Source organism: Streptomyces sp. NPDC006463, assembly GCF_042870715.1.
Lineage (GTDB): Bacteria > Actinomycetota > Actinomycetes > Streptomycetales > Streptomycetaceae > Streptomyces.
In genome coordinates this window covers 53,674-74,689 of record NZ_JBIAHP010000012.1, presented here as the reverse complement: position 1 = coordinate 74,689, position 21,016 = coordinate 53,674, and the positions used below count along the sequence as shown (strand labels likewise).

At 71.4% G+C, this 21,016-nt stretch carries 20 protein-coding genes and 1 pseudogene; 10 read left to right on the top strand and 11 right to left on the bottom strand.

Annotated elements, in window-relative coordinates; genetic code table 11:
- Nucleotides 1–3 precede the first annotated feature (3 nt).
- Nucleotides 4–1,440 carry an aldehyde dehydrogenase family protein gene (locus ACFYOB_RS22585; protein WP_388562110.1) on the top strand — a complete coding sequence of 479 codons (1,437 nt, stop codon included), beginning with the start codon at nucleotides 4–6 and terminating at the stop codon, nucleotides 1,438–1,440.
- Complete coding sequence (locus tag ACFYOB_RS22580; RefSeq protein ID WP_388562108.1) at nucleotides 1,433–2,332, top strand: aldehyde dehydrogenase family protein; 900 nt, start codon at nucleotides 1,433–1,435, stop codon at nucleotides 2,330–2,332. The genes ACFYOB_RS22585 and ACFYOB_RS22580 overlap by 8 nt, the downstream gene beginning before the upstream one ends.
- A 65-nt stretch (nucleotides 2,333–2,397) precedes the next feature.
- Here the strand turns inward: ACFYOB_RS22580 and ACFYOB_RS22575 are convergent, their stop codons facing one another.
- Nucleotides 2,398–2,748 (bottom strand): hypothetical protein, encoded by a 351-nt coding sequence (locus tag ACFYOB_RS22575; protein WP_388562106.1) that lies wholly within the window; start codon nucleotides 2,746–2,748, stop codon nucleotides 2,398–2,400.
- 54 nt (nucleotides 2,749–2,802) lie between these two features.
- Between ACFYOB_RS22575 and ACFYOB_RS22570 the strand changes: the two genes are divergently transcribed.
- Complete coding sequence (locus ACFYOB_RS22570) at nucleotides 2,803–3,510, top strand: uridine kinase (protein WP_388562448.1); 708 nt, start codon at nucleotides 2,803–2,805, stop codon at nucleotides 3,508–3,510.
- Between the two features lie 175 nt (nucleotides 3,511–3,685).
- On the opposite strand, the gene ACFYOB_RS22565 is transcribed toward ACFYOB_RS22570, so the two are convergent.
- Nucleotides 3,686–4,381, bottom strand: coding sequence for a SigE family RNA polymerase sigma factor (locus ACFYOB_RS22565; protein WP_328927302.1), 696 nt, complete (start codon nucleotides 4,379–4,381; stop codon nucleotides 3,686–3,688).
- 201 nt (nucleotides 4,382–4,582) lie between these two features.
- On the opposite strand from ACFYOB_RS22565, the gene afsQ1 reads away from it, so the two are divergent.
- From afsQ1 to ACFYOB_RS22550, 3 genes are read left to right on the top strand one after another with little or no spacing between them, the layout of a single operon-like run.
- On the top strand, nucleotides 4,583–5,260 hold the full coding sequence (gene afsQ1, locus ACFYOB_RS22560) for a two-component system response regulator AfsQ1 (RefSeq protein WP_063783935.1): 678 nt from the start codon (nucleotides 4,583–4,585) through the stop codon (nucleotides 5,258–5,260).
- The gene (locus ACFYOB_RS22555; RefSeq protein WP_388562103.1) at nucleotides 5,257–6,744 is read left to right on the top strand and encodes an ATP-binding protein; all 1,488 of its coding nucleotides are present in this window, start codon (nucleotides 5,257–5,259) and stop codon (nucleotides 6,742–6,744) included. Before afsQ1 ends, ACFYOB_RS22555 begins: the two co-directional genes overlap by 4 nt.
- Nucleotides 6,737–7,342 carry a hypothetical protein gene (locus ACFYOB_RS22550; RefSeq protein WP_388562446.1) on the top strand — a complete coding sequence of 202 codons (606 nt, stop codon included), beginning with the start codon at nucleotides 6,737–6,739 and terminating at the stop codon, nucleotides 7,340–7,342. Before ACFYOB_RS22555 ends, ACFYOB_RS22550 begins: the two co-directional genes overlap by 8 nt.
- A 93-nt stretch (nucleotides 7,343–7,435) precedes the next feature.
- Here ACFYOB_RS22550 and ACFYOB_RS22545 read toward each other — a convergent pair whose 3' ends face one another.
- From ACFYOB_RS22545 to ACFYOB_RS22535, 3 genes are all read right to left on the bottom strand, one after another.
- Nucleotides 7,436–9,091 (bottom strand): phospho-sugar mutase, encoded by a 1,656-nt coding sequence (locus ACFYOB_RS22545; protein ID WP_388562101.1) that lies wholly within the window; start codon nucleotides 9,089–9,091, stop codon nucleotides 7,436–7,438.
- Between the two features lie 47 nt (nucleotides 9,092–9,138).
- The gene (locus tag ACFYOB_RS22540; protein WP_328927305.1) at nucleotides 9,139–9,945 is read right to left on the bottom strand and encodes a purine-nucleoside phosphorylase; all 807 of its coding nucleotides are present in this window, start codon (nucleotides 9,943–9,945) and stop codon (nucleotides 9,139–9,141) included.
- A 155-nt stretch (nucleotides 9,946–10,100) separates the two neighbouring features.
- Nucleotides 10,101–10,538: a gamma-glutamylcyclotransferase gene (locus tag ACFYOB_RS22535; protein ID WP_069921661.1), complete on the bottom strand. Its 438-nt coding sequence runs from the start codon at nucleotides 10,536–10,538 to the stop codon at nucleotides 10,101–10,103.
- Between the two features lie 185 nt (nucleotides 10,539–10,723).
- On the opposite strand from ACFYOB_RS22535, the gene ACFYOB_RS22530 reads away from it, so the two are divergent.
- Together ACFYOB_RS22530 and ACFYOB_RS22525 are read left to right on the top strand one after the other, a co-directional pair.
- Entirely contained in the window at nucleotides 10,724–12,163 is a 1,440-nt protein-coding gene (locus tag ACFYOB_RS22530) for an NAD(P)H-quinone dehydrogenase (RefSeq protein WP_328927306.1), read from the top strand.
- Nucleotides 12,164–12,328: 165 nt separating this feature from the next.
- Nucleotides 12,329–13,279 carry a DeoR/GlpR family DNA-binding transcription regulator gene (locus tag ACFYOB_RS22525; protein WP_388562098.1) on the top strand — a complete coding sequence of 317 codons (951 nt, stop codon included), beginning with the start codon at nucleotides 12,329–12,331 and terminating at the stop codon, nucleotides 13,277–13,279.
- Between the two features lie 102 nt (nucleotides 13,280–13,381).
- Here ACFYOB_RS22525 and ACFYOB_RS22520 read toward each other — a convergent pair whose 3' ends face one another.
- Entirely contained in the window at nucleotides 13,382–15,145 is a 1,764-nt protein-coding gene (locus ACFYOB_RS22520; RefSeq protein WP_388562096.1) for an acetyl/propionyl/methylcrotonyl-CoA carboxylase subunit alpha, read from the bottom strand.
- Between the two features lie 375 nt (nucleotides 15,146–15,520).
- On the opposite strand from ACFYOB_RS22520, the gene ACFYOB_RS22515 reads away from it, so the two are divergent.
- Nucleotides 15,521–16,012 carry a hypothetical protein gene (locus tag ACFYOB_RS22515; protein WP_388562094.1) on the top strand — a complete coding sequence of 164 codons (492 nt, stop codon included), beginning with the start codon at nucleotides 15,521–15,523 and terminating at the stop codon, nucleotides 16,010–16,012.
- Here ACFYOB_RS22515 and ACFYOB_RS22510 read toward each other — a convergent pair.
- From ACFYOB_RS22510 to ACFYOB_RS22490, 5 genes and pseudogenes are all read right to left on the bottom strand, one after another.
- Nucleotides 15,993–16,607, bottom strand: coding sequence for a nucleoside triphosphate pyrophosphatase (locus ACFYOB_RS22510; RefSeq protein WP_388562092.1), 615 nt, complete (start codon nucleotides 16,605–16,607; stop codon nucleotides 15,993–15,995). The two genes, ACFYOB_RS22515 and ACFYOB_RS22510, sit on opposite strands and share 20 nt — an antisense overlap.
- 23 nt (nucleotides 16,608–16,630) lie before the next feature.
- On the bottom strand, nucleotides 16,631–16,777 hold the full coding sequence (gene mmpB, locus ACFYOB_RS22505; protein ID WP_328927313.1) for a morphogenic membrane protein MmpB: 147 nt from the start codon (nucleotides 16,775–16,777) through the stop codon (nucleotides 16,631–16,633).
- 90 nt (nucleotides 16,778–16,867) lie between these two features.
- Entirely contained in the window at nucleotides 16,868–17,077 is a 210-nt protein-coding gene (locus ACFYOB_RS22500) for an acyl-CoA carboxylase epsilon subunit (protein WP_388562090.1), read from the bottom strand.
- 12 nt (nucleotides 17,078–17,089) lie between these two features.
- Nucleotides 17,090–18,682 carry an acyl-CoA carboxylase subunit beta gene (locus ACFYOB_RS22495; protein ID WP_388562088.1) on the bottom strand — a complete coding sequence of 531 codons (1,593 nt, stop codon included), beginning with the start codon at nucleotides 18,680–18,682 and terminating at the stop codon, nucleotides 17,090–17,092.
- A gap of 49 nt (nucleotides 18,683–18,731) precedes the next feature.
- A pseudogene (locus tag ACFYOB_RS22490) lies at nucleotides 18,732–19,923 on the bottom strand (RNA-guided endonuclease InsQ/TnpB family protein).
- An 82-nt stretch (nucleotides 19,924–20,005) separates the two neighbouring features.
- On the opposite strand from ACFYOB_RS22490, the gene ACFYOB_RS22485 reads away from it, so the two are divergent.
- Nucleotides 20,006–20,869 carry a biotin--[acetyl-CoA-carboxylase] ligase gene (locus ACFYOB_RS22485; RefSeq protein WP_388562086.1) on the top strand — a complete coding sequence of 288 codons (864 nt, stop codon included), beginning with the start codon at nucleotides 20,006–20,008 and terminating at the stop codon, nucleotides 20,867–20,869.
- Nucleotides 20,870–21,016 lie beyond the last annotated feature (147 nt).

The following is a 21,016-nucleotide window of genomic DNA, read 5'->3' as shown; positions in this document are numbered from 1 at the left end:
ACCATGGCATCCCTCTTCGAGTACGCACCGGCTCCCGAGTCCCGCTCGGTCGTCGACATCGCCCCCTCCTACGGCCTCTTCATCGACGGAGAGTTCACCGACGCCGCCGACGGCAAGGTCTTCAAGACCGTCTCGCCGTCGTCCGAGGAAGTCCTGGCCGAGATCGCCCAGGCGGGCGCCGCCGACGTGGACCGCGCTGTCAAGGCCGCCCGCAAGGCCTTCGAGAAGTGGTCCGCGCTGCCCGGCTCCGAGCGCGCCAAGTACCTCTTCCGCATCGCCCGGATCATCCAGGAGCGCAGCCGCGAGCTGGCCGTCCTGGAGACCCTGGACAACGGAAAGCCGATCAAGGAGACCCGCGACGCGGACCTCCCGCTGGTCGCCGCGCACTTCTTCTACTACGCGGGCTGGGCCGACAAGCTCGACCACGCGGGCTACGGCCCGAACCCGCGCCCGCTGGGCGTGGCGGGCCAGGTCATCCCCTGGAACTTCCCCCTCCTCATGCTCGCGTGGAAGATCGCCCCGGCGCTCGCCACCGGCAACACGGTCGTCCTGAAGCCCGCCGAGACCACGCCCCTGTCGGCGCTGTTCTTCGCGGACATCTGCCGCCAGGCCGGCCTGCCCAAGGGCGTCGTCAACATCCTCACCGGGTACGGGGACGCGGGCGCGGCCCTCGTCGAGCACCCGGACGTCAACAAGGTCGCCTTCACCGGCTCGACCGCCGTGGGCAAGAAGATCGCCCGCCACGTCGCCGGGACCGACAAGAAGGTCACCCTGGAGCTGGGCGGCAAGGGCGCCAACATCGTCTTCGACGACGCCCCCATCGACCAGGCCGTCGAGGGCATCGTCAACGGCATCTTCTTCAACCAGGGCCAGGTCTGCTGCGCGGGCTCCCGCCTGCTGGTCCAGGAGTCGATCCACGACGAGCTGCTCGACTCGCTCAAGCGCCGCCTGTCCACGCTGCGCCTCGGCGACCCGCTCGACAAGAACACCGACATCGGCGCGATCAACTCCGCCGGGCAGCTCGCCCGGATCACCGCGCTCGCGGACACCGGCGAGGCCGAGGGTGCCGAGCGCTGGTCCCCGGCCTGCGAGCTGCCGTCCGCCGGTTACTGGTTCGCCCCGACGCTCTTCACGAACGTCACCCAGGCGCACACCGTCGCCCGCGACGAGATCTTCGGCCCGGTGCTGTCCGTGCTGACCTTCCGCACGCCCGACGAGGCCGTCGCGAAGGCCAACAACAGCCAGTACGGTCTGTCCGCCGGCATCTGGACGGAGAAGGGCAGCCGCATCCTCGCGGTCGCGAACAAGCTCCGCGCGGGCGTCGTCTGGGCCAACACGTTCAACAAGTTCGACCCGACCTCGCCGTTCGGCGGCTACAAGGAGTCGGGCTTCGGCCGCGAGGGCGGTCGCCACGGCCTGGAGGGTTACCTCGATGTCTGAGTCGTCGACGGCGCGTCTGAGCGTCTTCAAGACCTACAAGCTGTACGTCGGGGGCAAGTTCCCCCGCTCCGAGAGCGGCCGGGTGTACGAGGTGACGGACTCCAAGGGCAAGTGGCTGGCCAACGCCCCCCTGTCCTCCCGCAAGGACGCGCGTGACGCGGTCGTCGCCGCCCGCAAGGCCTTCGGCGGCTGGTCGGGCGCGACCGCGTACAACCGGGGCCAGATCCTCTACCGCATCGCCGAGATGCTGGAGGGCCGCCGCGACCAGTTCGTCCGCGAGGTCGGCGAGGCCGAGGGCCTGTCGAAGTCGAAGGCCGCCGCGGTCGTCGACGCGGCCATCGACCGCTGGGTCTGGTACGCGGGCTGGACCGACAAGATCGGCCAGGTCGTCGGCGGGGCCAACCCGGTCGCGGGCCCGTTCTTCAACCTCTCCACCCCCGAGCCGACCGGTGTCGTCACGGTCGTCGCCCCGCAGGACTCGTCCTTCCTGGGCCTGATCTCGGTGCTCGCCCCGGTGATCGCCACCGGCAACACGGCCGTCGTGATCGCCTCCGAGAAGGCGCCGCTCCCGGCGCTCTCCCTCGGCGAGGTGCTCGCCACCTCCGACCTGCCCGGCGGAGTCGTCAACATCCTGTCCGGCAAGGCCGCCGAGATGGGCCCGCACCTGGCGTCCCACCAGGACGTCAACGCGATCGACCTGGCGGGTGCGGATGTCGCGCTGGCCAAGGAGCTGGAGATCGCGGCGGCCGACAACCTCAAGCGCGTCCTGCGTCCACAGCCTGTGGACGACTGGAGCGCGGACCCGGGCACGCGGCGCATGACCGCGTTCCTGGAGACCAAGACCGTCTGGCACCCCACCGGGTCGCTGGGCGCGGGCGGCTCCTCCTACTAGGCCCGCCCGGGTGAGTCCGGCCCCGGCAGCGTCCGTCCACGCTGCCGGGGCCTTCCCGTGCGCGCCTACGACTTGGGGAGCACCGGCCCCAGCAGCGAGGTGACGGCGGCCGTGGGCAGCTCGCCGACGGAGGGCCCCTGCGTCAGGACGCCGGTGACCATGCCCGTACCGACCGCCGGGAAGTCCGCGACCTTCGTGGCGACTCCGTTGTCCAGCGGATCCACGCCCGTGTGGGCGAGCGGATTCACCTTGAGGTTCGAGATCGGGTCGGTGACCCCGGCGAGGGCCGCCGGGACATCGAGTTCGCCGGCCTGCGCGCCGCCGGCGGCCATCGCCAGGGCCGCGCCGGCCATCGAGACCGCCAGCCCGGCGGTGCGGAGCCGGTGCGTTGCGGAGGGGGCTGCGTGACGTGCCATGGGATTCCCGCCTGTGGTCGTAGTCGCGTGCGCACGCAGCGTAGTTGAGGTGTGATCCTGGATACCAACCGGCCACCGGGAGGATCCCCTACCCGGGGGAATGGTTCAGACTGGTGTCCCGTGAGCTGTTCTTCTCCTTCACCGACCCGCGTCGTACTTCTGACCGGTCCGTCGGGCTCCGGAAAATCCGTACTGGCCGCCCGGTCCGGGCTGCCCGTGCTGCGCCTCGACGACTTCTACAAGGAGGGCGCCGACCCCACCCTCCCCCTGGTCGAAGGCAGCTCCGACATCGACTGGGACTCGCCGGGATCGTGGGACGCGCAGGCGGCCGTCGCCGCGATCGCGGAACTGTGCGCGGCCGGGCGGACGGAGGTGCCGGTGTACGACATCGCCACGTCCGCGCGGACCGGGACCGAGACCCTGGACATCTCGCGGTCACCGCGGACCCCGCTGTTCATCGCTGAGGGGATCTTCGCCGCCGACATCGCGGCGCGCTGTCAGGAGCTGGGTCTGCTGGCCGACGCGATCTGCCTGCGGGGGCGGCCCTCGACCACCTTCCGGCGGCGCCTCGCCCGTGACCTGCGGGAGGGGCGCAAGTCCGTGCCCTTCCTGCTGCGCAGGGGCTTTCGCCTGATGCGGGCCGAGCGGGGCATCGTGGCCCGGCACGTCGCGCTCGGCGCGCACGCCTGTGGCCGCGACGAGGCCCTCGGCCGCCTGGCCGCCGCCGCGGCGGGCCGCCACCGCGCCGCCGCTCCGGCGTAACCGGGGACTTCGCCGCGGCGCCGCTGGCGGGGGCGGCGCGCCCGGACCCTCAGCACGCGAAAAGGCGGGATCACGCGGACCCCCGGCCGCCTGATCCCGCCTTTTCCCCCCGCGGCCCCCGCCCCACCCCCGTAGGACGGGCCCCCTGGCCCGATGGCTCTTTGTCGGCGCCGCGTTACGCGACGAGTTCCTCGAAGGACTCCGCCTCGTCGCGGCCGAAGCTCAGCGCCTCGTCGTCCCGCATGCGCCGCAGCGACCGCCAGATGCTCGACTTCACCGTGCCGACGCTGATCCCGAGGATCTCCGCGATCTCCGGGTCCGTCCGGCCCTCGTAGTACCGCAGCACCAGCATGGTGCGCTGCGGCTCCGGGATCCGGGCCAGCGCCTGCCACAGCACCGCGCGCAGCTCCGTACCGCCCATCGCGTCCGTGTCCGAGGCCGTCTCCGGCAGCTCCTCCGTCGGGTACTCGTTCAGCTTCCGCCGGCGCCACGCGCTGATGTGCAGGTTCGTCATCGTGCGGCGCAGGTAACCGCCCACGGCCGCCTTGTCGCTGATCCGGTCCCAGGCGCGGTACGTGGAGAACAGTGCGCTCTGCAGCAGGTCCTCGGCCTCGTGGCGGTCGCCGGTGAGGTGGAAGGCCGTCGCGTACAGCGCGGCCCGCCGCTCCTGGACGTACGCCGTGAACTCGGCCTCGGACGTGGAGGACGGCGTGCCCTGTGCGGGAACCGCCCGGTACTGGTTTGCGTCAATGGCTACGACGTGTGCCGGCCGGGGACGGGTGACCGCAACCTTACGGACACCCGCCCGGCGGTTCACATCGTGCAGCCGCGTGACAACCGCGCTGGTGGTGGTGCTGTGCAGCGTGTTCATCTCGCGCCCCCCGTCGTGGAGTCTGCTTGGGTCCGTCGTGTTCGGTTGCTGATAGAAGACTGCCCGGCCGACTTAACCGGGGTGTCCGTCGACTGTCACAGGCCTGTCACAGCGATCTCGGCGAGGGCGCGGCGAGGACGCGAAGAGATCCCGTACCCCGGACGGTCGAACTCCCGTCGGTCGATGGGACAGAATGAGCCCGTGCCTTTCCTGTTGCTGATCGAGGACGACGACGCCATCCGCACGGCCCTCGAACTCTCCCTGTCTCGCCAGGGCCACCGTGTGGCCACCGCGGCGACGGGCGAGGACGGCCTGAAGCTGCTGCGCGAGCAGCGGCCGGACCTGATCGTGCTGGACGTGATGCTGCCCGGGATCGACGGTTTCGAGGTGTGCCGGCGCATCCGGCGCACCGACCAGCTGCCGATCATCCTGCTGACCGCGCGCAGCGACGACATCGACGTGGTCGTGGGCCTGGAGTCCGGGGCCGACGACTACGTGGTCAAGCCCGTGCAGGGGCGGGTCCTCGACGCCCGCATCCGCGCCGTGCTGCGCCGCGGTGAGCGCGAGTCCAGCGACTCCGCGAGCTTCGGCTCCCTCGTCATCGACCGCGCCGCGATGACGGTGACGAAGAACGGCGAGGACCTCCAGCTCACCCCGACCGAGCTGCGGCTGCTGCTGGAGCTGAGCCGCCGTCCCGGACAGGCGCTCTCCCGCCAGCAGTTGCTCCGGCTCGTCTGGGAGCACGACTACCTGGGCGACTCGCGGCTCGTCGACGCCTGCGTGCAGCGGCTGCGCGCCAAGGTCGAGGAAGTGCCTTCCTCCCCGACCCTGATCCGTACCGTCCGGGGTGTCGGCTACCGGCTGGACTCGCCGCAGTGATCAGACCTCTGTTCGCGGGCCGGCGCTGGACCAGCCTGCGGCTGCGGCTCCTCGTGGTGTTCGCGCTCGTCGCGCTCACGGCCGCGGTCTCCGCGTCCGGGATCGCGTACTGGCTCAACCGGGAGGCCGTCCTCACCCGTGTCCAGGAGGCCGCACTCGGCGACTTCCGGCAGGAGATGCAGAACCGGGCCGCGGCACTGCCCGCCGACCCGACCCCCGCGGAGATGCAGCGCACCGCCGAGCTGATGGCGGGCAGCAGCCCCGGGTACAGCGTGCTGCTGGTGCAGGAGCTGGGCGACCACCGCCAGGTGACCGGCGCCGCGGGTCCCGACACCTTCGGGCTGGGCGACGTACCGAAGTCCCTGCAGAACGCGGTCAACGACCGGCAGAAGACGACGGCGGCGAACGACGCCGAGTACCACGTGTACTGGCAGCGGACGAAGCCGCACGGCAACCCCTACCTGGTCGGCGGCACCCGGATCGTGGGCGGCGGACCGACCGGCTACATGTACAAGTCGCTCGCGCAGGAGCGCGACGACCTGAACGCGCTCGCCTGGTCGCTGACGATCGCGACGGGTCTGGCGCTGCTGGGCTCGGCGCTGCTGGCGCAGGCCGCGGCCCGTACGGTGCTCAGGCCCGTGCAGCGGCTCGGCGACGCGGCGCGGCGGCTGGGCGAGGGCGAGCTGGACCACCGGCTGGACGTGTCGGGGACGGACGAACTCGCGGACCTGTCGCACACCTTCAACAAGACGGCGGAGGCGCTGGAGAAGAAGGTCGCCGACATGAGCGCGCGGGAGGAGGCGAGCCGGCGCTTCGTCGCGGACATGTCGCACGAACTGCGTACGCCGCTGACGGCGTTGACGGCGGTCGCCGAGGTGCTGGAGGAGGAGGTCGACGACCTCGATCCGATGATCGCACCGGCGGTGGCGCTGGTCGTCAGCGAGACGCGCCGCCTCAACGACCTGGTGGAGAACCTGATGGAGGTCACCCGCTTCGACGCGGGGACGGCCCGGCTGGTGCTGGACGACGTGGACGTCGCCGACCAGGTCACGGCCTGCATCGACGCGCGCGCCTGGCTGGACGCGGTCGAACTCGACGCCGAGCGGGGCATCGTGGCGCGGCTCGACCCGCGCCGCCTCGACGTCATCCTCGCCAACCTGATCGGCAACGCCCTCAAGCACGGCGGCTCGCCGGTGCGGGTGAAGGTGGTCGTGGAGGACGAATGGCTGGTGATCGCGGTCCAGGACAACGGGCCGGGCATCCCCGAGGACGTCCTGCCGCACGTCTTCGACCGGTTCTACAAGGCGAGCGCGTCGCGGCCCAAGTCGGACGGGAGCGGACTGGGCCTGTCGATCGCGATGGAGAACGCGCACATCCACGGCGGTGACATCACCGCCGCCAACGTGGCCGGGGCCGGGGCGCTGTTCACCCTGCGGCTGCCGATGGATGTGGGGAAGGTGATCGCGGGTGACCAGGATGCGTAGGGCCCTGCCGGTGGCGATGGTGCTGCTCGCCGTCTCGGGGTGCGGGATCAGGGCGACCACCGTGCCCGTGGACGTGGGCCCGGCGCCCTCGCGGGTGTCGTGCGAAACCCCGGCGCAGCCGAGCGGGCAGAGCGGGGTGCAGGGCTTCCGGGCCACGGTCGAACTGGTCTGCGGATCGCAGCTGGTGGGTGTGGAGCGGGTCGTCCCGATACCGGAGAAGAGGGTGCTGAAGGACCCCGTGGCGCTCGTCGCGCAGGCGCTGCTGGAGGCGCTGGAGCGGACGCCGAGCGCGGAGGAGCGGGACGCCGGCTTCACGACCGGGGTCCCCTCGGGGCTGACGGCGGTCGCGCCGAGGACCGGCGACCCGGCCGGCACGGTGCGGCTGAGCCGCAAGCCGGAGGACCTGCCGCCGGTGGCCCTGTCGCAGGTCGTGTGCACGCTGGCGGGCAGCGAAGCCGTGTCCGCGGGCCCGGGACCGGTGGTCCTGGGCGGCCCGGACGCCGATCCGCCGCGGAAGTGGGAGTGCACGGACGCGGTCCGCTCCCGACCGGAGTCGATCCCGACCCTGGGCGACGTCGTGCGCCCCACCCCTTCCTGACGCACCGTTCGCACGGCGCGGCCCCGGCGGGCCTCGGAGACGACGACGGCCCCCCGAGCTCGAGCTCGGGGGGCCGTCACCGTACCGGGCGGGCTAGATGCCCGCGGCCGCAGCCAGGTCCTTCTTGATCGCGTCCAGGATTTCCTGGCCGCGGGCGCGGGCCGGAGACAGGTCGGAGGCTTCGGGTACGGGGACCACGACCTCCAGGTAGCACTTCAGCTTCGGCTCCGTGCCCGACGGGCGGACGATCACCCGGGCCTTGTAGGCGCCGTCCAGGTAGTAGCGCAGTCCGTCCGTCGGCGGGAGGGACTCCGTGCCCTGGTTCAGGTCCTCCGCCGAGACCACGCGCAGGCCCGCGAGGGAGGTCGGGGGCTCCGCGCGGAGCGCGGCCATCGCCGAGGCGATGACCGACAGGTCCGAGACGCGGACCGACAGCTGGTCGGTGGCGTGCAGGCCGTGGGCCATCGCCAGGTCGTCCAGCAGGTCGGTCAGCGTACGGCCCTGCTCCTTGAGCTCCGAGGCCAGCTCCGCCACCAGCAGGGCGGCGGTGACGCCGTCCTTGTCGCGGACGCCCTCGGGGTCCACGCAGTAGCCGAGCGCCTCCTCGTAGCCGTAGCGCAGGCCCTCCACGCGGGCGATCCACTTGAAGCCCGTGAGGGTCTCCTCGTGGCCTACGCCCGCCGCCTCCGCGATCCGCCCCAGGAGGGAGGAGGAGACGATGGACTCCGCGAAGACGCCGCGCGCACCCTTGTGCACCAGGTGGGCCGCCAGCAGCGCGCCGACCTCGTCACCGCGCAGCATCCGCCAGCCGGAGGCGGCGGAATCGTCCGGGACGGCCACCGCGCAGCGGTCCGCGTCCGGGTCGTTGGCGATCACGATGTCCGGCCCGGCCTCCGCCGCCTTCGCGAAGGCCAGGTCCATCGCGCCCGGCTCCTCCGGGTTGGGGAAGGCCACCGTCGGGAAGGCCGGGTCGGGCTCGGCCTGCTCGGCCACCAGGACCGGCTCCGGGAAGCCGTGCCGGGCGAAGGCCGCCATGACGACCTCCTTGCCGACGCCGTGCATGGCCGTGTAGACGGTCCGCACGCCCCGGGGGGACCCCGGGGTCAGGACGGAGTCCGTACGGGTCAGGTAGGCCTCCAGGACCTCCTCGTCGAGCTGCAGCCAGCCGTCCGTCGGGCGGGGTACGTCCGACAGCGCCCCGATGGCCGCGATCTGCGCCGCGATCTCGGTGTCCGCCGGGGAGACGATCTGCGAGCCGTCGCCGAGGTAGACCTTGTAGCCGTTGTCCCGGGGCGGATTGTGGCTCGCGGTGACCTCGACGCCGGCGACGGCACCCAGGTGCCTTATGGCGTACGCGAGGACCGGCGTCGGCAGCGGACGGGGCAGGACGGCCGCGCGAAGCCCGGCGCCGGTCATCACGGCCGCGGTGTCGCGGGCGAAGTCCGCGGACTTGTAGCGCGCGTCGTAGCCGACGACGACCAGGCCGCCGGTGTGACCCTGGGCCTTCAGGTAGGCCGCGAGTCCCGCCGCGGCCCGGATGACCACGGCACGGTTCATCCGCATCGGGCCCGCGCCCAGCTCGCCGCGCAGTCCGGCGGTGCCGAACTGGAGCGTGCCGGAGAAGCGGTCCGCGAGGTCCGCCGTGTCGCCGGCCTCGATCAGCCCGGCGAGCTCGTCCGCCGTCTCCGGGTCGGGGTCCTCCGCCAGCCAGGCCTGGGCCCGGGTGATCAGGTCGTCCTGTTCCTGCACTGCTTCCGCCTTACCTCTCGTACCTCTGCGGCCTTTTCGACGGTCACTCAGATGCGGGCGAGGACCTGGGTCAGCAGCTTGCCCATGCGCGCGGCCGAGTCACGGCCGGCCTGGAGCACCTCTTCGTGGTTCAGCGGCTCGCCGGAGATGCCCGCCGCCAGGTTGGTGACCAGGGAGATGCCCAGCACCTCGGCGCCGGCCTCGCGGGCGGCGATGGCCTCCAGCACGGTGGACATGCCGACCAGGTCGGCGCCCATGACGCGGATCATGTTGATCTCGGCCGGGGTCTCGTAGTGCGGGCCGGGGAACTGCACGTAGACGCCCTCTTCGAGAGTCTCGTCGATCTCCTTGCACAGCGCGCGCAGGCGCGGCGAGTAGAGGTCGGTGAGGTCCACGAAGTTCGCGCCGACGATCGGCGAGGTGGCCGTCAGGTTGAGGTGGTCGCTGATCAGGACCGGCTGGCCGGGCTTCATGCCCTCGCGCAGGCCGCCGCAGCCGTTGGTGAGGACGACGGTCTTGCAGCCGGCGGCGACGGCGGTGCGCACGCCGTGGGCGACGGCGGCGACGCCGCGGCCCTCGTAGTAGTGGGTCCGGCCGAGGAAGAGCAGCGCGCGCTTGTCGCCGATCTTGTACGAGCGGATCTTGCCGCCGTGGCCCTCGACGGCGGGGGGCGGGAAGCCGGGCAGCTCGGTGACCGGGAACTCGGCCTCGGGGGCGCCGAGCGCCTCTGCGGCGGGGGCCCAGCCGGAGCCCATGACGAGGGCGACATCGTGGGATTCGGCGCCGGTCAGCTCACGCAGACGGGCGGCTGCGGCGGTGGCGTCGGCGAAGGGGTCGGTAACAGATGCGTTCACGCGGAAGAGCGTAGCCGCTCATTGCCTACGCGCGTAGATGGCACAGGTCACGGTGTTCGGATCGTTGCCTTGTCGTTTCCGCCGAATCGTCCCCGCAAGACCGGTCAGGGCCCCTGGCGGGGCCGGTCAAGGACCCAGGCGGGGCCGCGCAGGGTTCAGCAGGGCCGCTTGCGGAGTTCCATCACATAGTCGTGCGGGGCGCCCGCGGACTCGGCCGCGTCGGCGATCTCACCCAGGTAGCGCGCCGAGGGCAGCCCGCCCTCGTAGCCGTTGAGGACGTACACCCAGGCCGCCTCCTCGCCGTCCAGTGTGTGCACGCGCACACGCATCCGGCGGTAGATGTCGAGCCCGACCCCCTCCCAGCGGTCCATCGAGTCCTCGTCCAGCGGCGCGATGTCGTACAGGGCGACGAAGACCTGGTGGCGCGGGGCTTCGACGATCGTGGCGAGTGCGCCCTCCCAGCCCATCTGCTCGCCGCCGAAGGTCAGCCGCCAGTCGTTGATCCAGCCCGTTCCGCGCAGCGGCGAATGGGGAGCACGGCGCGTCATCAGCCGCGGGTCGAGGTTGCCGGCGTACGCGGCGTAGAGCGACATGAGTCCGAGAGTACGGGAGGGGTGGCGATCACGGTGTGCCCGGCCGGTGCCCGGATGGAGGGACCGGGCGCGAAGCACCTTGAAGCGTGCGGGACAATGGGGCACGGAATGCATCCCCCGGGGAGACCCCCCGGAAGCCCCGGCCGGGGCGGCAGCCGGCCGGGTAGACGTGAGGCGGAGTTTTCGTGACCCGGATCGTGATCATCGGCGGCGGACCCGGCGGGTATGAGGCGGCCCTCGTGGGGGCCCAGCTCGGCGCGGAGGTGACCGTCGTCGACTGCGACGGTCTGGGTGGCGCGTCGGTGCTGACCGACTGCGTGCCCTCCAAGACTCTCATCGCGACCGCCGAGGTCATGACGACCTTCGACTCCTCGTACGAGGAGCTCGGCATCGTCGTCGCGGACGACACCCCGCCGCTGGAGCAGGCCGCGCGTGTCGTCGGCGTTGACCTCGGCAAGGTGAACCGGCGCGTCAAGCGCCTGGCGCTCGCCCAGTCGCACGACATCACCGCCTCCGTCACCCGGGCCGGCGCCCGCGTCGTACGGGGCCGCGGCAAGCTCGGCGGCCCCCAGGGCATCGACGGCACCCGGGACGTCATCGTCACGGCCGCCGACGGCTCCGAGACGATCCTGACCGCGGACGCCGTGCTGATCGCGACCGGCGGGCACCCCCGCGAGATCCCGGACGCCATGCCCGACGGCGAGCGGATCCTGAACTGGACCCAGGTCTACGACCTGGACGAGCTCCCCGAGGAGCTCATCGTGGTCGGCTCCGGCGTGACCGGCGCCGAGTTCGCGGGCGCCTACCAGGCCCTCGGCTCCCGGGTGACGCTGGTCTCCTCCCGCGACCGCGTGCTGCCGGGCGAGGACCCCGACGCGGCCGCCGTCCTGGAGGACGTGTTCCGGCGCCGCGGCATGAACGTCATCGGCCGCTCCCGCGCCGAGTCCGCCAAGCGCGTCGGCGACCGGGTCGAGGTCACCCTCGCCGACGGCCGGGTGCTGAGCGGCACGCACTGCCTGATGGCGGTCGGCGCGGTGCCGAACACCTCCGGGATGAACCTGGAGGAGTCCGGGGTGCGGCTCAAGGAGTCCGGGCACATCTGGACCGACAAGGTGTCGCGCACCTCCTCGCCCGGCGTCTACGCGGCCGGCGACGTCACCGGCGTCTTCGCCCTCGCGTCCGTCGCGGCGATGCAGGGCCGCATCGCGATGTACCACTTCCTCGGCGACGCGGTGGCCCCGCTGAACCTGAAGACGGTGTCCTCGAACGTCTTCACCGACCCGGAGATCGCCACCGTCGGCTACACCCAGGCCGACGTGGACTCCGGCAAGATCGACGCCCGCGTGGTCAAGCTCCCGCTGCTGCGCAACCCGCGCGCCAAGATGCAGGGCATCCGGGACGGCTTCGTGAAGCTGTTCTGCCGCCCGGGCACCGGCATCGTCGTCGGCGGTGTGGTCGTCTCCCCGCGCGCGAGCGAGCTGATCCACCCCATCTCGATCGCGGTCGACAACAATCTGACGGTCGAGCAGATCGCAAACGCGTTCACCGTGTACCCCTCGCTGTCGGGTTCGATCGCCGAGGTGGCGCGGCAGCTGCACACGCGGAAGGCCGCCGGAGAGGCGTAACCGCCGCATGCCGTAAGGAGTTTGGGGCGGGGCGCCGTCCCGTGGCCGGTCGTTCACGCAACCAACCGACCGCGTATACCACTAGTCGCCCCGCCGTACGGACAACTTCGGTATTCCGGTGCAAGGAGCTGAAAGCAGACGGTCGTTGGGGTTACTGTCAGTTTCGTGTTCGCTGCAGAACGTCGCCAATTGATCCTCGAAATGGTGCGGGCCAACGGAGCGGTATCGCTCCGGGAGCTCGCCCGCGTCGTCCAGACCTCCGAAGTGACCGTACGGCGGGACGTGCGGGCGCTGGAGGCAGAAGGACTCCTCGACCGCCGGCACGGCGGTGCGGTCTTGCCGGGCGGTTTCACGCGGGAGTCCGGCTTTCCGCAAAAGTCCCATCTCGCGACGGCGGAGAAGACCGCCATCGCCGATGTCGCGGCCTCCCTCGTCGAAGAGGGCGAGGCCGTCGTCGTCGGCGCGGGCACCACGACCCAGGAGCTGGCTCGCCGGCTCGCCCGGGTGCCCGGACTGACCGTCGTCACCAACTCGCTGCTGGTCGCCCAGGCGCTGGCGCACGCGAACCGGGTGGAGGTGGTGATGACCGGCGGCACCCTGCGCGGGTCCAACTACGCCCTCGTCGGCAGCGGCGCCGAGCAGTCCCTCCAGGGACTCCGGGTCTCCCGCGCCTTCCTCTCCGGCAGCGGCCTGACCGCCGAGCGCGGGCTGTCCACGTCCAACATGCTCTCCGCGAGCGTCGACCGGGCGCTCGTCCAGGCGGCCGCCGAGGTCGTCGTCCTGGCCGACCACACGAAGCTCGGCACCGACACCATGTTCCAGACGGTGCCGACGGACGTGATGACCCGCCTGGTCACGGACGAGCCGCCGCCGCACGACGACCGGGCCGCCACGGAGCTCCAGGCGCTGGCCGACCAGGGCGTGCAGATCACCGTGGCCGGTGGCGGTGTGTCCGTCGGCGGAGACGGCATGGCGGGCCGCCGCCCGCGCCGGGACTCCCCGCTGCCGGTCCAGCGCCGGGGCGGGCCGTCGGCCCAGTTGCGGAGCGCGCCCGCCTCGCTGCTGGAGCAGCAGGCCGGGGAACGGGCGCGCGTCGCGGACATGCGGCGCCGATAGCCCCTGCGGGCCGGCTGCCGGGGCTCGCCCCGGACCTCGTGCCCCGAACGCCGACGGGGCTGGTCTCCCAGCCCCGCCGACGTTCTAGGTGTGCAAAGGACGTCAGTCCTTGATCTCGCAGATCGTCGCGCCCGAGGTGAGGGAAGCGCCGACCTCGGCCGTGAGGCCGACGATGGTGCCGGAGCGGTGCGCGTTGAGCGGCTGCTCCATCTTCATGGCTTCGAGTACGACGACCAGTTCGCCCTCGGTGACCTGCTGGCCCTCCTCGACCGCGACCTTGACGATCGTGCCCTGCATCGGGGAGGCGAGGGTGTCGCCGGAGGCGGCCGGGCCGGACTTCTTGGCCGCGCGCCGCTTGGGCTTGGCGCCGCCAGCCGCCGCCGTACGGGCCAGGGTCATGCCCAGGGACGACGGGAGCGAGACCTCCAGGCGCTTGCCGCCGACCTCGACGACCACCGTCTCGCGGCCCGGCTCGTCCTCGGTGTCCTCCGCGGCCGGAGCCGTGAACGCCGGGATCTCGTTGACGAACTCGGTCTCGATCCAGCGGGTGTAGACGGTGAAGGGGCTGCCGTCGGTGGGGGCGAACGCCGGGTCGGCGACGACCGCGCGGTGGAACGGGATGGCCGTGGCCATGCCCTCCACCTCGAACTCGGCGAGCGCGCGGGCGGCCCGCTGGAGGGCCTGCTCGCGGGTGGCGCCGGTGACGATCAGCTTGGCCAGCAGCGAGTCCCAGGCGGGGCCGATGACCGAGCCGGACTCGACGCCCGCGTCGAGGCGGACACCCGGACCCGTCGGCGCGGCGAACTTCGTCACCGTGCCGGGGGCGGGCAGGAAGCCGCGGCCCGGGTCCTCGCCGTTGATGCGGAACTCGATGGAGTGACCGCGCAGGACCGGGTCCCCGTAGCCGAGCTCCTCGCCGTCGGCGATGCGGAACATCTCGCGCACCAGGTCGATGCCGGCCACCTCTTCGGTGACCGGGTGCTCGACCTGGAGGCGGGTGTTGACCTCCAGGAAGGAGATCAGGCCGTCGGCGGAGACGAGGAACTCGACGGTGCCCGCGCCGACGTAGCCGGCCTCCTTGAGGATCGCCTTCGACGCCGCGTACAGCTCGGCGTTCTGCGCCTCGCTCAGGAACGGGGCGGGGGCTTCCTCGACCAGCTTCTGGTGGCGGCGCTGGAGCGAGCAGTCACGGGTGGAGACGACGACGACGTTGCCGTGGCTGTCGGCGAGGCACTGGGTCTCGACGTGGCGGGGCTTGTCGAGGTAGCGCTCGACGAAGCACTCGCCGCGGCCGAAGGCGGCGACGGCCTCACGGACGGCGGAGTCGTAGAGCTCCGGCACCTCTTCGAGGTTGCGGGCGACCTTGAGGCCGCGGCCGCCACCGCCGAAGGCCGCCTTGATGGCGATCGGCAGGCCGTGCTCCTTGGCGAACGCGACGACCTCGTCGGCCCCGGAGACCGGGTCCGGCGTACCGGCGACCAGCGGCGCGCCGGCGCGCTGGGCGATGTGACGGGCGGCGACCTTGTCACCCAGATCGCGGATGGCCTGCGGCGGCGGGCCGATCCAGGTCAGGCCCGCGTCGATGACAGCCTGCGCGAAGTCGGCGTTCTCGGACAGGAACCCGTATCCGGGATGGATGGCGTCCGCGCCGGAATCGGCTGCGGCCTGGAGGACCTTGGAGATGTCCAGGTAGCTGGCGGCCGGGGTGTCACCGCCCAACGCGAAAGCTTCGTCGGCCGCGCGGACGTGCAGAGCGTCCCGGTCCGGATCGGCGTAGACGGCTACGCTCGCGATCCCGGCGTCCCGGCAGGCCCGAGCAACGCGGACAGCGATTTCGCCACGGTTGGCGATGAGCACCTTGCGCACGATGGCTCCCTCCTTGAAACAAGCTGAGTTTAGGGACAGTCCACACGGCCTTTCGACCCTTCCCCGGTGGTGACCTTGCCCACACAGAGTGTGATTCGAGGCTCTCTCCACCGGGGAACCCTTATGGCGCCCCAAGTCAGGGGGATCCCCGACTGCACAGTAACCCCGTCATGTAGCCAAGGTCTCTGTCTTGCCGGTCAGCCGCCCCGGGTGATTCTTTGTCGAGTCCCTACGAACGGCCCACGTTTTCTTTGCTTGATCGCCGCGCCGGGGCCCTCCCGTAACGAAGCGGCCCGGACCCCTTGTCCGCACGTTTACCCGTTAGTAGCCTCCAGGCGTCGAACAGGCTTGTGACGTGTGAGGAGTGGGGGCGTCGTGCTGCGCAGACTCGTGGCCGGACTGGCCGCGATCGCACTTGTCGCGGAAGCGGCCGTGCTCGTGCTCGTCCACATCGTGCTGGGCACGACCACCGCGAACCAGTCGATGTCGATCGCCGGCAGCGATCCGGATGTCATGTCCAAGGCAACCTACGCCCTGGGGGCGGGCATGGGCGCCTTCCTCCTGCTGGGCGCCGTGCTCGCCGCCGTCGTGGCCGTCCGCGACCGGGCGCCCGGCGCCTTCGCCCGTGTCGTGCTCGTCGCCGCGGCCGTCACCCACGGGGTGCTCGGCATCCTCGCCGTCGCCCTGGTCGGCTGGGGCGCCTTCGCGGTGACGACGCTGATCCTCTGTCTCCTCGCCTGGACCCTGGTGCTCTACGCCGCCCCGGGCGAGCCCGCCTCCGCCGCATCCGCGGTCGCATCCGGGCCGGGGGACGGCGTTCAGGACACCCCGCCGCCGGTCGGGGGACTCAAGCCCACAAATCCGTGATGGATACACCCAGTTCGCCCAGCAGGGAGCGCAGCAGCGGCAGCGACAGCCCGATCACGTTGCCGGGGTCCCCGTCGATGCCCTCGATGAACGGCGCCGACAGCCCGTCCAGGGTGAACGCCCCCGCCACGTGCAGCGGCTCGCCGCTCGCCACGTACGCCGCGACCTCGGCGTCCGTCGGCTCGCCGAACCGGACCGTCGTGGAGGCCGTCGCCGAGACCTGACGGCCGGTCGTCGTGTCGATCACGCAGTGGCCCGTACGCAGGATTCCCGACCGCCCGCGCATCGCCTTCCAGCGCGCGACGGCCTCCTCGGCGTCCGCCGGCTTGCCCAGCGCCTCACCGTCCAGCTCCAGTACGGAGTCGCAGCCGATCACCAGCGCGCCCGAGGCCTCGCCCAGGGCCGCCACGACCGCCGCCTTCGCCTCGGCCAGCGCCAGCGCCAGCTCGGCCGGCTCGTCGTGGTCCAGCGCGTCCTCGTCGAAGCCGCTGACGATCACGTGCGGGGCGAGCCCGGCCTGCCGCAGCAGGTTCAGCCGGGCGGGGGAGGCGGAGGCGAGGACGAGCGAGCGCGGTTCGACAGTCATGGTGGCCATCGTAGGGGCGCTGCGGGGTACCCCTAGAAGTGGTCGGCCAGGTGATCCACGCCGAGTACGTAGACCACGACGAGCATGGCCAGCGCCAGCACCACGGTGAGCCGCCGGACCATCGCCTGCGCGTCGCGCATGTCCTTCGGCGGCTCGTTCTTGGGATCGGACCAGAGCATGCTCCGATCCTGTCCCCGGGACGGGAGCGGCGCCTGAGTACCCGTACTCAGGCGCCACCTCACGTTCACACCATCTTCGCCCCGGCAGGGCTAACCGGGCCAGTACGTACGGCCCCACGCCCGCGGCCCCGGCTGCGGCAGCCGGTGCCGTGCCACCCGGGCGGGCGCCGACCACTCGTCCGCCGCCCGCGGCGCGCCCGACGGCGCCGATGCCAGCACCGCCGCGCGCGCTTGGACCACCGCCAGTGCGGCGGCCAGCTCCTCCGGGGTCGGGTTTCCCTTGACGACCTTGATCACCACAGGACTGACCTCCTAGAGGGGGATGTTGCCGTGCTTCTTCGGCGGCAGGGACTCCCGCTTGGTGCGGAGCTGGCGCAGCCCCTTCACCACGTGTGCCCGCGTCTCCGACGGCATGGTCACCGCGTCGATGTAACCGCGCTCGGCGGCCGTGTACGGGTTCAGGAGCGCGTCCTCGTACTCGGTGATCAGCCGCGCACGGGTCTCCTCCACCTCCTCCGGGGAGGCTTCCGCGATCGTGCGCCGGTGCAGGATGTTGACCGCGCCCTGGGCGCCCATGACGGCGATCTGGGCCGTCGGCCAGGCCAGGTTGAGGTCCGCGCCCAGGTGCTTGGAGCCCATGACGTCGTACGCGCCGCCGAAGGCCTTGCGGGTGATGACGGTGATCAGGGGGACGGTGGCCTCGGCGTACGCGTAGATCAGCTTCGCGCCGCGCCGGATGATTCCGTTGTACTCCTGGTCGGTGCCCGGCAGGAAGCCCGGCACGTCCACGAACGTCAGCACCGGGATGTTGAAGGCGTCGCACGTCCGGACGAACCGCGCCGCCTTCTCGGAGGCGTCGATGTCCAGGCAGCCGGCGAACTGCATCGGCTGGTTGGCGACGACGCCCACCGGGTGGCCCTCGACCCGGCCGAAGCCGGTCAGGATGTTCGGCGCGAAGAGCGCCTGCGTCTCCAGGAACTCCGCGTCGTCGAGCACGTGCTCGATCACGGTGTGCATGTCGTACGGCTGGTTCGCGCTGTCCGGGATCAGCACGTCGAGCTCGCGGTCGGCGTCGGAGACCTCGGTGTCCGCCTCCTCCGGGAACGCGGGCGGCTCGGAGAGGTTGTTCGACGGCAGGTACGAGAGCAGCGACTTCACGTACTCGATGGCGTCCTTCTCGTCGCCCGCCATGTGGTGCGCGACGCCGGACGTGCTGTTGTGCGTCCGGGCCCCGCCCAGCTCCTCGAAGCCCACGTCCTCGCCGGTGACCGTCTTGATGACGTCGGGTCCGGTGATGAACATGTGCGAGGTCTGGTCGACCATGACCGTGAAGTCGGTGATGGCGGGGGAGTAGACGGCGCCGCCCGCGCAGGGCCCCACGACGAGGCTGATCTGCGGGATGACACCGGAGGCGTGGACGTTGCGGCGGAAGATCTCCCCGTACATGCCCAGCGCGCTGACGCCCTCCTGGATGCGGGCGCCGCCGGAGTCGTTGATGCCGATGACCGGGCAGCCGGTCTTCAGGGCGAAGTCCATGACCTTGATGATCTTCTGGCCGTAGACCTCGCCGAGGGCTCCGCCGAAGACGGTGAAGTCCTGCGAGAACACCGCCACCGGGCGGCCGTCCACCGTGCCGTAGCCGGTGACGACGCCGTCGCCGTAGGGGCGGGTCTTCTCCAGCCCGAAGTTGGTGGAACGGTGCCGGGCGAACTCGTCCAGCTCGACGAAGGAACCTTCGTCGAGCAGCAGGGCCACCCGCTCACGCGCCGTCAGCTTGCCCTTGGCGTGCTGCTTCTCCACGGCACGCGAGGACCCGGCGTGGGTGGCTTCGTCGATGCGGCGCTGCAGATCCGCGATCTTGCCCGCGGTGGTGTGCATGTCGATCGGCTCTGACGGTTGTGACATCGGGGTCGCGGCTCCCTGCGTGGTGTCAACGGCCTGGTCAATTGGATGTCTACTGCTGGCTACTGGTGCGTAGCGTATCGGCGGGCATGGCGCTCGGCAGTGCGGCGTTTGACACACCTGCATTGGCTTGCTTGGCCTCGCCGCCTTCCCTAGGGGGACGGGACCCCGGCCTCGCGGCCGGGGTTTCCTGCTTCATCACGCGCTGCCCCGCACGGGGAGAACCCGGTCGAGGTCTTACGCCCGCTCCACAGGCAGTGACCGCCAGCCCGGCGGCCAGAAGATTCACAGCGGCGTTGACGGCCCGGTCGTGGTTCGTCCCGCAGCTTGTGCACGTCCACTCGCGGACGTTCAGGGGCATGGTGTCAGCGACGGCCCCGCAGACCGAGCACAGCCGCGTGCTGGGGAACCATCGGTCGATGGTGATCAGGTCGCGCCCGTACCCGGCCGCTTTGTACGTCAGCATGGTCCGCAGCTCACGCCAGGCCGCGCCCGAGATGGCGCGGGCCAGTTTGCGGTTTCCCAGCATGTTGCGGACGGCGAGGTCCTCGATCACGAGCGTTTGGTTTTCGCGCACGATTCGAGTCGTCAGCTGGTGCAGGTGATCACGGCGTCGGTCGGCGATCCGGGCGTGGATCCGGGCCAGCCGGGTGCGGGCCTTGGCCCGGTTCCTACTGTCCTTGCCCTTCCGGGACAAGACCCGCTGCGCGCGGGCGAGGCGCTCCCGGTCTCTGCGTTCGTGATTCGGGTTCGCGACCTTCTCGCCGGTGGAGAGGGTGCCCAAGGCTGTCAGCCCGACCGTCCGGAAGCGGGCGTGGGCAGACGATGGCGAGAGGAGCGACCATCTTGGCCGGTGTGAGCTGCCCGTCCCGGTAGGAGAACGCAGATCGGGTGTACTCGGCACTGGCGCGCGAACGCCGTTTCGATTTGAATCGCGGGCGCTTCGACAGATTGCCCCAGAAGGCGACGGACGCGCTCTGCAGGTGACGCAACGCCTGTCGAAGGGGCACGCAGGACACCTGAGCCAAGCAGGCCAGCTCTGCGGTCTGCTTCCACACGGTGAGCATCGCCGAAGTCTGCGCGTAGTTCACCCGCTCACCACGCGTCCAGGCCTCGGCTCGGGCGGACAGGGCCAGGTTGTAGGCGTTGCGTACGCATCCGAAGGTCCGCGACAGTTCCGCTGCTTGAGCGTCGTCGGGGTAGAAACGGAACTTGAATGCCCGCTTTACCGGAGAATTCCCCACAGGCCGGAGGCTAGGGTCGGTCACGATCCGAACACAATCCCGGGTCGAAGGATCACGTGCGGTAACGCAAAGGAACTCGAAAATGCCATCAGATGCATCAGCTGGAGCTTCCGCCGGTCGCTGGTCGAACCTGGACCGGCCGCCCCTGAACGCCGCGGCCCTGCAGCGGGCCCTCGTCACCGGGGAAGGGCTGTGGACCTCCCTGGAGGTCGTAGCCGCCACCGGGTCGACCAATTCCGATCTCGCGGCCCGGGCGGCGCAGCTGCCCGAGGGGGCCGTGCTCGTCGCCGAGGAGCAGACCGCCGGGCGCGGGCGCCTCGACCGCAGCTGGGTCGCGCCGGCCCGGTCCGGGCTGTTCTTCTCCGTCCTGCTCAAGCCGGGCGACGCCGTGCCGCAGGAGCGGTGGGGGTGGCTGACCCTGCTGGCCGGGGTGGCCACCGCGAGCGGGCTCTCGCGGGCGGCGGGCGTGGACACCGCCCTCAAGTGGCCCAACGACCTGCTGGTCACCGTGGACGGCGAGGAGCGCAAGACCGGCGGGATCCTCGCCGAGCGGGTCGACGACGGCGTGGTCATCGGGATCGGGCTCAACGTCAGCCTCACCGAGGACGAGCTGCCGGTGCCGGGCGCCGGGTCCCTCGCGCTGGCCAAGGCGTCCGTGACCGACCGTGACCCGCTGCTGAGGGCCGTACTGCGCTCCCTGGAACAGTGGTACGGGAACTGGCGCGCGGCCGGCGGCGACCCCGCCTCCAGCGGCCTCCAGGAGACCTACGCGGCGGGCTGCGCGACCCTGGGCCGTCACGTCCGCGCGGAGCTGCCCGGGGGCCGCACGCTCACCGGAACGGCCGAAGCGGTCGACACCGACGGTCGCCTGGTGATCCGTACGGCCGAGGGAGCGCACGAAGCAGTGGGAGCCGGGGACGTCGTCCACCTGCGGTCGGTGCACTGAGGGCCGGCCGGACCCGGACGGAGCGAGCCGCAAAACGGGGAGGGGGAGTGAGCTACGGCACACCTGCCGTATGGTTTAGGCGATCCCGGTACTCGTGTGATCACCCGGTTCGGCAGGGCAGTGCGCACGGCAATGGACAGGAGGCGG